The following is a 12539-nucleotide window of genomic DNA, read 5'->3' as shown; positions in this document are numbered from 1 at the left end:
GCGAAAGCGCTCAACTTGAGCGCTTTTTGGGAAATGCGCGCGTCACCGTTCCGGCTTTTTTGGCAGCGCCCTGAAGCTCGGTGCGGAATTCATCGCGCTTCTCGTGAATGGACGCGATGACGGGCCCGGTCGGAACGCCGAGACCGACGAGCGCGGCTTCCGAGAGCTGAAGGCTCGCTTCGATCGTTTCCGGCACCGCATCATTGACGCCGATCTCGTAGAGATGACGCGCGTGGGCCGCGTCCTTCGCGCGCGAGACGATGAGCAGGTTCGGATGCCGCGCGCGCAGGACTTTCACGATGGCGTCGATCTCGGCCTCCTTGTGGATGGTGATGATCGCCGCCTTGGCGGTATCGAGGCCGCAATGCTCGAGGAATTCGACGTACGTCACGTCGCCGTAGAACACGGGCTTGCCTTCCTGCCGCGCGTTGGCGACGAGGTTCGGCGCGCGATCGACGGCGATGTAGGAGACCTTGTGCTCGCTGAGCATGTCACCGATCAGCTGTCCGACCCGACCGTAGCCTACGACGAGGGCTTTGACGCTGCCGTCGCTGACGGGCGTGACCGTCAATGCCGGATCGATCGTCGTCGGCGGGATATAGCGCTTGGAGAGCTTGCGGCCAATCTTGGCGGATGCGGGTATCAGCACCATCGTCAGCGCCACCGCCGTCAGCAGCACGGTCAGGAGGTCGTGGTTGACGAGTTTCGACTCGTACGCGAGCGTCAGGATTACAAAGGCAAACTCACCGCACGGTGCGAGCAGCGCGGCCGATTCAATCGCCGTCGATTTTGAAATGCCGAAGAGGCGCGCCAATCCGTAAATGATCAACAGTTGGGCAACGATAATTCCGACGGTTGTTGTGATGATCGGGGCCGGATGGGACAGCAACGCGTGCACGTCGAGCTCTGAGCCGACAGAGAAGAAGAACACGCCGAGCAGGAGAGATTTGATCGGCTCGACGGTCGCTTGCACGGCGCGCCTGAATTCGGTTTCAGCCAGCAGCAGGCCCGCGACGAAGGCTCCGAGTGCCAAGGAGAGGCCTGCTGCGGCCGTCACGAACGCGGTGCTGACCGCGACGAACAGCGTCGAAGCGATGAAGAGATCGGCGTTATGGGTCTGTGCGACAAGGCGAAAGAGAGGCTGCAACAGAAAGCGGCCGACCACGACGATGACGATGAGTGCAATGGCGGCCTGGACCAGCGCCGTTACAATTCCGGTGACGATCGACGTCTCGTTTCCGGGTTGAAGAACGCTAATCAGGATGAGGATCGGAACGACGGCAAGATCCTGGAACAGAAGGATCGAAAAGGTCGTTCGTCCGACAGAGGTCGACAGCCGTTTCTGCGTCGCCAGGAGTTCGATGACGATTGCGGTCGAGGACAGGCAGAGTGCAGAGCCGATGATAAGCGCTATCACCGGCGGCTGGCCGAGCGCATAGGCAACCATACCGATGAGTGCCGCCGAGACAATGACCTGAGCCCCGCCGAGACCAAACACCAGACGCCGCATCGTCGACAGGCGCTCGAAAGAAAGCTCGAGGCCGATGATGAAGAGAAGGAAGACGACGCCCCATTCTGCAAATTTCGATAATCGTTCGGGGTCCGTGATCGTCAGCCAGGAGAGCTGGGGCACGAAGGGTGTCAGGGCACCCAGGCCGCCGCTGCTCAGGAATGCGCCGGATAGAAGAAAAGCAAAGACCGTACTGATGCCGATGCGGTGCAAAACGGGAACGACTACGCCTGCCGTGCCTAAAACCAGTAGTGCGTCCTTGTAGTTAGCCAGTTCGCCCGCAGCAGACATCCGCTCTCCTCAAATGATTCATATTGCTATTCACTATGGCCGCCCGTGATGCCGGATGTCACTGGACAATTTCGTTTTGTCTCTGAAGCGGGACTTTTTTGCAGCGCCTACAACTTCAACTTTTGGGTTCGATATCGGCGGTGCGCAGTCGCGCTTAACGTGACCTTAGCCAACGTTCGATAACAGTCGTCGGATAGATCCCCGCTTTTCCTGTCAGATCAGGCTTTTTCGAGCTTGAGCGGCAAAGGGCGAATTCCGCCTTCGAGGTTTGACGTGTTGCGCGCCATCGCTGCAGCCTTGCGTTTCGCACTTTGGCTGATCCGCAGGATGCTGTTCGGCGGCCCGCGCGTTGCTGCGCCCGAACCGGAGCCGACGTTGCCTGGTTCTTTTCAATCCGTTGCGCAGCAGGCCTTTCGCTTCGACGACAAAGCTGGCGATGCTGCCCAACTGCAGGCGCAACTATCACAACAATCGCAGCCACCGCCGCCAGTTGCCACGCGCCGCGGATGGCCCACGCGCCTGAAGCTCAAATACCGCTTGGTGCTCGGCGCAGGCGTGCTCGGCACGGGCGTCCTGATGCTGACCTTCGCCGTGATGATGGTTTATTATACGGTCGTATTTCCCGATCCGCTTGCTATTCGCAATTCAGCGCATGCGCCGCTAGTCCGCATCTTGGCGCGCGACGGCTCGACGCTGACGGAGAGAGGTGCGCCGCGCGAATACGTGCCGCTCGATCAGCTCGGCAAGCTCGTCCCGGCAGCGGTCGTCGCGACGGAGGATCGCCGCTTCTTCGATCACTATGGGGTCGATCCGGCCGGCATGATCCGCGCGATGTTTGCGAACTTGCGCGCGGGCCGCTTCGCGCAAGGCGGCTCGACGCTGACCCAACAGCTGGCGAAGAACCTCTTCCTCACGCAGGACCGGACGCTGACGCGAAAGGTTGCCGAGCTCGGGCTCGCGCTGTGGCTCGAGATCAGGCTCTCGAAACCTGAAATCCTCGAGCTCTATTTGAATCAAGTCTACTTCGGCGGCGGTGCTTACGGTGTGGAAGCTGCGAGCCGGAGATATTTCGACAAGCCCGCTCGCGAACTGACGTTACCGGAAGCGGCGCTGATCGCTGGCCTTCTCAAGGCGCCATCCAAATATTCGCCCGCTGCAAGTCCTGGAGCGGCGCGTGCGCGTGCGCGCGTCGTTATTGCGAAAATGTTCGATGCGGGCTTCATCTCCGAAGCGCAGGAGACGCAAGCGCTGGAGCAGACGCTGGTCTTCAACGAGCAGAAGATGGCCAAGACGTCGGTCGATGCGGGTTATGTCGTCGATTACGTCGTCGATCAGCTGCAGGCGATCACGGGTGGTGACGACGTCGATCTCGTCGTCGAGACGACAATCGACAAGGCGCTGCAGCGCCGGGCGCAGGAAATCGTCGCGGATAGTCTGGAGCAGAAAGGGGCGGCGTTCGGCGCAAGTCAGGCGGCCGTCGCCGTGCTCGACAGCGACGGGGGCATCCGCGCGCTCGTCGGCGGACGCGACTATGCCGACAGCCAGTTCAATCGTGCGGTGAAGGCGAAACGCCAGCCGGGCTCGGCGTTCAAGCCGTTCGTCTATCTCGCCGCGTTGCATCGCGGGATGACGCCGGAGACCGTTGCGACTGACGCGCCGATCACGATCGGCGGCTGGTCGCCGAAGAACGATAAGAACGAGTACGCCGGGCCGATCACTCTCCGCCGCGCGCTGGCGCAGTCGGTCAACACGGTTGCGGTGCGGCTCAATCAGGATATCGGACGGGGCACCGCGGCCGATCTCGCCGAGCGGCTCGGCATCAAATCGGAATTGCGCGAAGGGCCGGCGCTAGCGCTCGGGACGTCGGAAGTGACGCTTCTCGAGCTCGCGGGTGCCTACACGGCCTTCTCGAACGGCGGCGAGGTCGTCGAGCCGCACGTCATCGTCAAGGTCTCGACGGGCGCCGGACGCGTGCTTTTCGAAGCCCGGCCGGCGGTCAAGGATCACAGGATCGCGGAGGCTGACCGGCTCGGGGCGTTGAACGACATGCTGAATGCGGCAGTCGTTTACGGGACGGGGAAGCGAGCTGCGCTGCCGGACCGGCCGGTTGCGGGCAAGACCGGGACGACGCAGGATTTTCGCGATGCCTGGTTCATTGGGTACACGAGCCATCTGACGGCGGGCGTGTGGGTCGGTAACGACAACGGCAAGCCGATGAACCGTGCGACCGGCGGCACGCTTCCCGCCGAAATCTGGAAGCAGGTCATGCGTGTCGCGCACGAGGGGCTGGCGCCCGAACCGCTGCCGGGAACGGTCATCGGAAGCGCCGACGCGGACGCGGCGGACTTCGGCATCAATCCGCTCGTGCCGGCTTCGACCGCGATGCGGCCACCGCGCGTCGTCGAAGGGAAAGACGTTCTGCCATCGGCGCCGCGGCGCGACGCGCAAGCGGGTCCGGCGGAGAATGGACCGACCGCGACGGATGGCGGCCGGCGCATAGCGGCTGTGCGTAATCATCCCGCCGAACAAATCGACGACAATTTCATCGCGCGTGCGGTTTCAACGACGCCGGATGAGGCGAAGGCTGCGGCGGGACCAGCGCCCAATGCGACGCTCGCCGAACAACAGAGTGGCTTTTTGTCATTCACCAGCTGGTGGTGAGCCGCGGTCAGCTTTGGGACTTCAGCTCTGAGACTTCAGCTCTGGGATTGGCCGTGCGCCGGTCCGTAGCGGTGCAGGTCGGGACCCAGGACCTGCAACCATTGCTTCGCGGTTTCGAAGTCGGGGCAGATCTTCTTAACGAGCGCCCAGAAGCGCGGCCCGTGGTTCATTTCCGAGAGATGGGCGACTTCGTGTGCGGCGACGTAATTGAGCACAAAGGGCGGTGCCAGGATCAAGCGCCACGAGAAGGACAGCGCGCCGGTCGTCGAGCACGAGCCCCAACGGCTCGTCTGATCGCGAATGGCGATGCGCGTTGCCTTCACGGCGAGAGGACGCGCGTGTTTGGCGACGCTGGCGGCGAGATCGCGCTTGGCTTCATCGAAGAGATAACGTGTCAGCCTGTCGGGAGCGCGCTCCTTATCGCCCGGGACGATGATCGTCGGACGAATGCCTTCACGACCGTCGATAGAGATCAAGCGCGTCTTCGGGTTACCCGTAAATGAAATGGAATGCGGCACGCCGCGGAGCGGCATCGCCGCGGCGTCTTCGAACGGGACATGGTTCGGAAGGCTGTCGAGGCGGGCGCGCACCCAATCGATGTGACGATTGAGGAACGTGCCTGCTTCATCGAGATCGCATTGAAGAGGAAGCGTGACGATCACCGCCCGCCGCGTGCGGCTGACGCGCAACGTCAAGCGGCGCGCTCCGGGATGACGGCGGACTTCCAACTCTGCGCCGATGTCCTCGAGGCGAACCGATCGCGATTTTGAACTCAGGTCGATGGCGCGATGTCCATTTATGATCCTCATGCGCTCTGCCCCCAAAAGCCGACGCGCATCCTATCGATGCAACGAAGTGCCGTTCGCGTGTGCCGGATCAATACAGCACCAAGATGACCTAACAAGGTTCGGCCTCTTGCTCCAGCAGCAATGTCTGGAGTGCAGTCTCCAGCATGTGAAAGTGTGGCGCTCCGGTCTCAGGAACGAATCGCCGCGAATGTTTAATGAATTGCTTTTTCGATCGCGAGTGCGAGCTGATCGACATCGTTCGTGTGCGGGATCGGCGCGGCCAATGTGCCGTCCTTGCCCATCAGGTAGAAGATTGCCGAGTGATCGATGCTGTAGTGCGAAGGGTCCTTTGCGTCAGGAACTTTCTGGTAATAAACCCGATAGGCTTTTGCCGCTGCGGCAACCTCGCTCTCGCTTCCCGTCAGGCCGACGAGGCGCGGATGAAAGCTTTTCAGGTATGTCGCGAGCCGCTCCGGCGTATCCTCCGCCGGATCGAGCGTAATGAACACCGGCACGACGTCGTTCGCGCTGCTGCCAAGCTTATCGAGCGCCGCCGACATCACCTGGAGACCCGCAGGGCAAATATCCGGACAATTTGTGTAACCAAAGAAGACGAGCATATAGCGTCCGAGGAAGTCCTTCTCGGTTACGCGCTTGCCGTGCTGATCGACGAGGCTGAACGGGCCCCCGACTGCCGGCTTGCCGGTTACCTGGGTCTCGGTATTCGTCCCTGGAGTTGGAACCTTAAGCGCAATAAACCCAAGAGCGGCGCCAGTCAGAAGGCCTGCGAAGACCATCCCAATCGTCGTGCGGTTCATAAGCTTGATGTCTCCGTCGCCCTTTGGGTAAGAATGAAGCTAAGCTGATAAGATGTCGCCTTTCTAATGCAGGCGTGCAAGCGCGAGCGATATGCGGCTTGCAGTCACGACTTCGAAACCGGATTCATCGATCTCATGAGTATGCCTACTGATAGCGCGCCCGCGCCGGTTCTCAAAGGCATCGTAAACGAGCGCGAGAGCCAGCTCCGCCTCATGACGAGCGTACGCTTACGCTGGATGGCGGTGCTCGGTCAGCTTGCGGCGATTGCGGCGGTGACGCTGCTCTACGGCTTCCCGCTGAACATTGGAAGCTGTCTCGTTCTCATCGCGCTGTCGGCGTGGCTGAACGTCTTCCTTTCGATCCGGTTTCCGGTTCGCTACCGGCTCAGCACGCGGCTGGCGCTCACTCTCCTCCTCTACGACGTCATTCAGCTCGCGGGTCTTCTCTATCTGACGGGCGGTATCCAAAATCCGTTTTCGGTTTTGCTCGTTGCGCCCGTCACGGTCGCGGCCGCGACGCTGCCGCCGCGCTACACGGTTGTTCTCGGTTCAGCCGTGATCGCGATCGGCATGCTGCTCATCAACCATCATTATCCGCTGCCGTGGCGGGAGGGGACGCGTTTCGAACTGCCGACCGACTACAAGATCGGGATGCTGCTGGCGACGATCGCGTCCATGGTTTTCATGGCTTTCTTCACATGGCGATTGAACAAGGAATCGCGGCAGATGTCGGCCGCATTGGCGGCGACGGACATGGTGCTCGCCAGCGAGCAGCGGCTGCACGCGCTCGACGGATTGGCGGCGGCGGCTGCGCACGAACTCGGTACGCCGCTGTCGACGATCGCGCTCGTCGCCAAAGAGCTCGAGCATGAGCTCGGCAGCGACAGCCGCTATCGGGAGGATCTGCAGCTTCTTCACAGCCAGGCCCGGCGCTGCCGGGAAATTCTGCAGAAGCTGACGCGCAAACCCGACGAGCAGGATCCCATGCACGCGAGCCTCAGCGTCGCGGAACTTCTGGAAGAGGCATCGGCGCGGCACAGGAACGCCGGCAAGCGCATCATCATTTCCGCAAATCCGTTACCGGGCCTCGACGACGAAGTGAGGATCGAGCCCGTCGCGCATCGCCGTCCCGGTGTCATCTATGGTCTCGGCAATCTCATCGAGAATGCCATCAGCTTTGCGAACTCGGAGGTGCAGATCACCGCGCGCTGGAATGGGTCTCACGTCTATTTCACGATCAGCGATGACGGCCCGGGCTTTGCGCCGGAGATGATGGACAGCATCGGCGAGCCCTACGTGACGACGCGGCGCTTCGAGGAGAAAGGCGAGCACGGTCACTCGGGATTGGGGCTTGGCCTCTTCATAGCCAAGACGCTTTTGGAGCGTTCGGGGGCGACCGTGACGTTCTCGAACCTTACGCCCCCCCGCCACGGCGCCAATGTCCAAATCTCATGGCCAAGAACCGCTTTCGAGCTGCCGCCGGGCGCTTTCGCGTGGCCGGGACGGCGTGCTTCAGCAACCAAAGTGGCATAAGCCGCCGATTTGGCACGAATGGCCGACCTTTTTTTGCTCCGTTAGTAACCTTTTAGGCTGCTTTTTGCTTGCCTAAGGGGTTGCAGCCGGGTAGGCGGCGTTGGATTATGGCCGTCGTGAAAAAAGCAACGGATAATAATTGATCCGGGAGGCTCCTTTGGTTACCGAAGACCTGTCATTCAAACAGGATGAATTGCCGGCCGACCGCTCGTTGGTCATCATCGACGACGACAGGTCATTCCTGCAACGTTTGGCGCGCGCCATGGAGCTTCGCGGCTTCGAGGTGCGTTTCGGCCATTCGGTTGCTGAAGGCGTCGATCTCATCCGCGAAAAGGCGCCGGCCTTCGCCGTCGTCGACATGCGTCTCGAAGACGGCTCCGGCCTCGACGTCATCGCCGAGCTCGCGCGGGCCCGTCCCGATGCGCGTGCGATCGTTCTCACCGGCTACGGCAACATCGCAACGGCGGTTTCGGCCGTGAAGCTCGGCGCCGTCGATTATCTCGCGAAGCCCGCAGATGCCGACGATGTCACCGACGCGCTGCTCGCACCGACCGATTCAAAGGCGCCGCCGCCGGAGAATCCGATGTCGGCCGACCGCGTGCGCTGGGAGCACATCCAGCGCGTCTACGAACTTTGCAATCGCAATGTCTCGGAAACGGCGCGCCGGCTGAACATGCATCGCCGTACTCTGCAACGCATCCTGGCGAAGCGCGCGCCGAAATAAAGCGGCGGCAACCGGCCATTCATTCCATTCCGAAACCCGGATCGCGCTCGGCGTGCAACCGCATCGAGGCCGTGCGCGCGAGTGCTATCGTCACGGCCTTCCGCCGGGCGGCCGGCAACGGATGCTGCGGCGGCGTTCGCACCATCTCGCCCGCGTAGGCGTCGGCGAAGATCAATCCGGTATCGACTGGCAGAATGTCCGGCGGGAAGTCCGGCGCGACCGCGAAGAGAAGCGCATCGCAGTAGTCGCGATACTCATGCCATTTCTGATCGGCCCGGAAGTCGGCAATACTCGACTTGATTTCAACAATCCAGATCTCGCCATCGCGGCGGATGGCAAGGATGTCGGCGCGGCGCCCGTTGGCCAGCGAGACCTCGCTGACGCTTTCGAAGTCGAGCGACCGGAGCAGCCGTTGCGTGCCCCGCAGGATGGCGCGGGCGCGTTCATAATCCCGAGTCTTTTCGGCCGAAAGGACGGACGGGTAAGGATTCGTTGCGGAAGGCCTATCCTCGGTCATGGTGCCGCCATTATGCCCGTGCGACTGTTGCTGACAAGCGGGCGCGGGGGCGGCCTCTTCGTTGCCCGGCATGCCACGCGAATAGACGTCAGTCTCCAGGGAGAGATCGTTCGAATGGTTTTCTGGCGCAGCAAAACGGAGAAGAAGGCCGACGCTCCGGCTACCGCCGGTGACGAGAGCGCGACCCCGGATAAATCGGCGAACGGGATCAAGCGCAGTGCCGCAGAGGCGGCGACCAATGTCGTGACGCTCGTGACGAGCCGCCTTGCGGATCGCCTGGCCGACGTCTCGACTGTGGCCGACGACAGCGTGACGAAAGAGCCGAAGACGACGAAGGATCAGAAGACCGCAAAAGATCTGACGCCGATCAAGCCGATCGAGCAGATGCACTTCTTCGGGCAAAAGCGCGCGATCGCGAAAATCCGGACGGCGCTCGAAGCGAGCCGCGGCGAGCATCTCGTCATCATGGGGCAACCGGGTACGGGCCGTCTCGAACTCGCCGAGTCCATCAGCAAGGACGTCGAGCGGTCGCCATCGCCGGATTGGATTTACGTCGTCGATCACGATGCGCCGTCGCGCGCGAAGGGCTTCGTTCTGCCGCCTGGCGATGGAGCGCGTTTCCGGCGCGATGTTCGCGGGGCGACGACGAAGGCGTGGGCGGCGTTCAACCGGTATCTCAAGAGCGAAGAGCATCGCATCAGCCTCGACCTGCTCGAGGAGGAGATGCGCTATCAGAGCGAGAAGGCCGTCGAGCCAGTTCGGCGGCGGGCCGAGGCTCAGAACATTGCCGTCGTCAAATCTCTCGACGGTTACGTGTTGGCGCCCATGCACGAGGGCCGGGTCGTCAGATCGGATGTTTTTCGCGCGCTGCCGGATTCGCTCAAGCGCAACGTCGAAGCCAAGATCACGGCTTTCGAGGACGAGCTGCAATCCATCGTGGCGACACTTCCCGAAGCCGAATTCGGCGCGAGCGAGAGGCATGATGCTCTTCTTCGCCAAACGGCACTCAGGGCGGTGCGGCCGGGTCTCGCTCAGATCAAGAAATCCTATCCCGAGAACGCCTCGATTGCCGCGGCGCTCGACGCGATCGAAGAAACATTTATGACGTTGGCCGTGCGCAGCGTTGGTTCGGAACGGCATGCCCCGACCGTGCTGCTCGATTGCGACGACGGGCATTTTTACGATCCATCGGTTCGCACTCACGTCGTCGTCGCGCGGAACGCTTCGGCTTCCGATCTGCTCGGCGAAATCAGCCGCGATGCGCTGGGCGTGCCCGTGCTGCTTCCCGGTCATCTCATGCGGGCCGGATCGGGCATCGTCATCATCGAGGCGTGGAAGCTTGCCGCCGATCCACAAGCCTGGCTCGCGCTCAGCGCCGCCATTCGCAGCAAAGAGATCGTGCCGATCAACGCCACGGGCGTCGGGATCAAGGCGGATCCGATCCCGCTGCTCGCAACCATCGTGCTCATCACGGATGCGCAATCGTGGTCGAAGCTCGAAGCCATCGAGCCTGGCGTCGCGCGATACTTTCCGCACGTCGCGAAGCTTGCCGACACCGTGCCGATCGCGGACCTCAACGAGGACGATTTCGCCAAGGGCGCCGCGCGGATGGCGTCGGACCACGGGCTTCGTCCGCTCAACGCGACCGTCGCGCCGCTGATCTACAAGGATGCCGTGCGCCGTGGCGGCGGACGCGTGTCGCTCGCGGGGATCGCGCTCTTGCATCTTCTGCAGGAGGCCGATGCGATCGCGGCCGATCATTCGGCGTCGCAAATCCGGGCTGCCGATCTCACCGAGGCGATGGCGCGGCGCGCCGAAGGTAACGCGCCGTGATCGCGCATGTGGCGGAAGCATCGGAGCTTTCCGGCCGTGTCGTTCTCTGGCTCGACCCGGAAGCGAACTATCCGGCGGCCCGCCTCGAAGCGCCTGTTCGCCTCGCCGCCGCTTACGGGGCGGAGATCGAAACGGTGGTCGTTTCCGATGGCAGCGCCGGTGAAGCGGAAGGCGTGCCCGTCCGAATGGTTGGGCAGGCCGCGCGTGGCGTGCAGGGCGGTTTCGTCGAACATGAGCGGCGCTTCGAGCTGCTGATGACGCGGTGCCGCCGTGCTGTCGATGAGGTCGGCGCGGCGCATGGCGTCAAGGTGCGGCACACGCTCGCGTCAGGCGATGCCGTCGACCGGATCTCGGAGATGTGCGACGAGCGCGGGCCTTGGAACATCGTAGCGCTGGCGCGCATGCCGACCACTCGCAGCGACTCCGTGATCGGAACCCTGCTTGCCAACGTCAGCGGCGCGACGGGGTTTCTGCTCTGCGGCGAACAGCGCTCGAAGCAATCGCGCGTCGTCGTCATCGTCGAAGATGCGGAACGCCTGCCGTCGATGCTGCGCGCGGCGGAGCGGCTATCGGCGCCGAAGGCTCCCGTGCATATCGTCATCGGCGCCGACACTGCGGATGACTACGCAGAGATCGAAGGGCAATCGCGGCTCCTCGTGTCGGAGACGAGCCTGCCCATCATCTTCGAGGAAGCCGGGCCGACGTTCGGCGTTCCGGGTGCGCTGACGGAATTCATCGCGCGGCTGAAGCCGAGCCTGACCATCGCGGTTTTCGGCGGCTCGGCGCTGGCCGACGGCCGTGAGCTGGCGCGGGCGTCCGTCGTTGCGCGCACGCCGATCCTTCTCGTGCGTTAGAGCCGGCGCTCATTCTACTTGCTGACCGACGGGTGGAAGAATTCGGGGCCGGAGCCGATGATCAATGGATCATGCTTGCCGATGGCGCCGAGGTCGCGGCCCTCGTATTCGACCGACAGCAGAATATGGCGAATGGTTTCGAGACGGGCGCGGCGCTGGTCATTCGCACGCACGACCGTCCAGGGTGCGATGGCGGTGTTGGTGAAGCGGAACATCTCGATTTCGGCACGCGTGTAATCGTCGTACTTGTTGAGCGAGGCGAGGTCGACGGACGATAGCTTCCATTGCTTCAAGGGATTTTTCGCCCGCTCGTAGAAGCGCTTCAACTGCATCTCGCGGCCGATCGTCAGATAGTATTTGAAGAGCTTGATGCCGTCGCGGACCAGGAGGCCCTCGAATTCAGGCGCCTCGCGCAGGAAGACAGCGAGCTGATCGGGCGTGCAGAAGCCCATCACGCGTTCGACGCCGGCGCGGTTGTACCAGGAGCGGTCGAAGAGGACGACTTCGCCGGCGCTCGGCAGGTGGACCGCATAGCGCTGAAAGTAGAGCTGGCCGCGTTCCGTTTCCGTCGGCTTCGGCAGAGCGACGGTGCGGGTGTTGCGCGGGTTCATGTGTTCGTTGAAGGCGGCGATGCAGGAGCTCTTGCCCGATCCGTCGCGGCCTTCGTAGATCGAGACAATTCTGTTGCCGGTCTTGAGATTGTGTTTCTGCAGCTTCATCAGCTCGATCTGCAGCGCCTGAAGCTGTTCCTCGTAGTCTTCCCGCTTCAGGCGTTTGTCGTAAGGATAGCCGCCGGAGCGCATCGCGGCGTCTTCGATCTCTTCCGGCAGTTTCGGAGGATCGAGCGAATAGCCTTTGGGCAGGTTCGACGTGTGGTCGTCTTCGGATGACCTCTGGGGGCGGCCGGAGCCGTCGTGGCTCGAGCTTACGGTCGCGGCCTCATCGGTCAACGGGTCGAGCCCCGGCTCATCGACCTGTTTGTTTTTGTGCTTGTTCTTACCCATTGCAAT

10 protein-coding genes are annotated in these 12539 nt (G+C 62.5%); 5 read left to right on the top strand and 5 right to left on the bottom strand.

What is annotated here, in order from left to right; genetic code table 11:
• Nucleotides 1-10: 10 nt before the first annotated feature.
• Nucleotides 11-1801 (bottom strand): cation:proton antiporter domain-containing protein, encoded by a 1791-nt coding sequence (locus AB4Z24_RS01830; RefSeq protein ID WP_441705464.1) that lies wholly within the window; start codon nucleotides 1799-1801, stop codon nucleotides 11-13.
• Nucleotides 1802-2074: 273 nt separating this feature from the next.
• Here AB4Z24_RS01830 and AB4Z24_RS01825 point away from each other — a divergent pair, with 273 nt between their 5' ends.
• Nucleotides 2075-4462: a transglycosylase domain-containing protein gene (locus tag AB4Z24_RS01825; protein WP_441705462.1), complete on the top strand. Its 2388-nt coding sequence runs from the start codon at nucleotides 2075-2077 to the stop codon at nucleotides 4460-4462.
• Between the two features lie 35 nt (nucleotides 4463-4497).
• Here the strand turns inward: AB4Z24_RS01825 and AB4Z24_RS01820 are convergent, their stop codons facing one another.
• Both AB4Z24_RS01820 and AB4Z24_RS01815 read right to left on the bottom strand, forming a co-directional pair.
• The gene (locus AB4Z24_RS01820) at nucleotides 4498-5271 is read right to left on the bottom strand and encodes a M48 family metallopeptidase (RefSeq protein WP_441705460.1); all 774 of its coding nucleotides are present in this window, start codon (nucleotides 5269-5271) and stop codon (nucleotides 4498-4500) included.
• 191 nt (nucleotides 5272-5462) lie between these two features.
• Nucleotides 5463-6068, bottom strand: coding sequence for an SCO family protein (locus AB4Z24_RS01815; RefSeq protein WP_441705458.1), 606 nt, complete (start codon nucleotides 6066-6068; stop codon nucleotides 5463-5465).
• Between the two features lie 135 nt (nucleotides 6069-6203).
• On the opposite strand from AB4Z24_RS01815, the gene AB4Z24_RS01810 reads away from it, so the two are divergent.
• Together AB4Z24_RS01810 and AB4Z24_RS01805 are read left to right on the top strand one after the other, a co-directional pair.
• Nucleotides 6204-7601: an ActS/PrrB/RegB family redox-sensitive histidine kinase gene (locus AB4Z24_RS01810; protein WP_441705457.1), complete on the top strand. Its 1398-nt coding sequence runs from the start codon at nucleotides 6204-6206 to the stop codon at nucleotides 7599-7601.
• Between the two features lie 157 nt (nucleotides 7602-7758).
• Nucleotides 7759-8325, top strand: a complete 567-nt coding sequence (locus tag AB4Z24_RS01805; protein ID WP_290995188.1) for an ActR/PrrA/RegA family redox response regulator transcription factor — start codon at nucleotides 7759-7761, stop codon at nucleotides 8323-8325.
• 19 nt (nucleotides 8326-8344) lie between these two features.
• On the opposite strand, the gene AB4Z24_RS01800 is transcribed toward AB4Z24_RS01805, so the two are convergent.
• On the bottom strand, nucleotides 8345-8842 hold the full coding sequence (locus tag AB4Z24_RS01800) for an MmcB family DNA repair protein (protein ID WP_441705454.1): 498 nt from the start codon (nucleotides 8840-8842) through the stop codon (nucleotides 8345-8347).
• A 114-nt stretch (nucleotides 8843-8956) separates the two neighbouring features.
• On the opposite strand from AB4Z24_RS01800, the gene AB4Z24_RS01795 reads away from it, so the two are divergent.
• Nucleotides 8957-10675, top strand: coding sequence for an AAA family ATPase (locus AB4Z24_RS01795; RefSeq protein ID WP_441705452.1), 1719 nt, complete (start codon nucleotides 8957-8959; stop codon nucleotides 10673-10675).
• Nucleotides 10672-11529 (top strand): hypothetical protein, encoded by an 858-nt coding sequence (locus AB4Z24_RS01790; RefSeq protein WP_441705451.1) that lies wholly within the window; start codon nucleotides 10672-10674, stop codon nucleotides 11527-11529. Before AB4Z24_RS01795 ends, AB4Z24_RS01790 begins: the two co-directional genes overlap by 4 nt.
• A 14-nt stretch (nucleotides 11530-11543) precedes the next feature.
• Here AB4Z24_RS01790 and ppk2 read toward each other — a convergent pair whose 3' ends face one another.
• Nucleotides 11544-12533 (bottom strand): polyphosphate kinase 2, encoded by a 990-nt coding sequence (gene ppk2, locus AB4Z24_RS01785; RefSeq protein ID WP_441705449.1) that lies wholly within the window; start codon nucleotides 12531-12533, stop codon nucleotides 11544-11546.
• Between the last annotated feature and the right edge of the window lie 6 nt (nucleotides 12534-12539).

The organism is Hyphomicrobium sp. 2TAF46 (genome assembly GCF_052114865.1).
Taxonomy (GTDB): Bacteria; Pseudomonadota; Alphaproteobacteria; order Rhizobiales; family Hyphomicrobiaceae; genus Hyphomicrobium_B.
Note: the sequence above shows the minus strand (reverse complement) of the source record. Positions and strands in the feature narration are given on the sequence as shown.

Bases quoted from the DNA above. Each gene is read 5' to 3' on its own strand.
- AB4Z24_RS01800 (WP_441705454.1), bottom strand. From the start codon at position 8,842: ATGACCGAGGATAGGCCTTCCGCAACGAATCCTTACCCGTCCGTCCTT.
- AB4Z24_RS01810 (WP_441705457.1), top strand. From the start codon at position 6,204: ATGAGTATGCCTACTGATAGCGCGCCCGCGCCGGTTCTCAAAGGCATC.
- ppk2 (WP_441705449.1), bottom strand. From the start codon at position 12,533: ATGGGTAAGAACAAGCACAAAAACAAACAGGTCGATGAGCCGGGGCTC.
- AB4Z24_RS01820 (WP_441705460.1), bottom strand. From the start codon at position 5,271: ATGAGGATCATAAATGGACATCGCGCCATCGACCTGAGTTCAAAATCG.
- AB4Z24_RS01795 (WP_441705452.1), top strand. From the start codon at position 8,957: ATGGTTTTCTGGCGCAGCAAAACGGAGAAGAAGGCCGACGCTCCGGCT.
- AB4Z24_RS01830 (WP_441705464.1), bottom strand. From the start codon at position 1,801: ATGTCTGCTGCGGGCGAACTGGCTAACTACAAGGACGCACTACTGGTT.
- AB4Z24_RS01815 (WP_441705458.1), bottom strand. From the start codon at position 6,068: ATGAACCGCACGACGATTGGGATGGTCTTCGCAGGCCTTCTGACTGGC.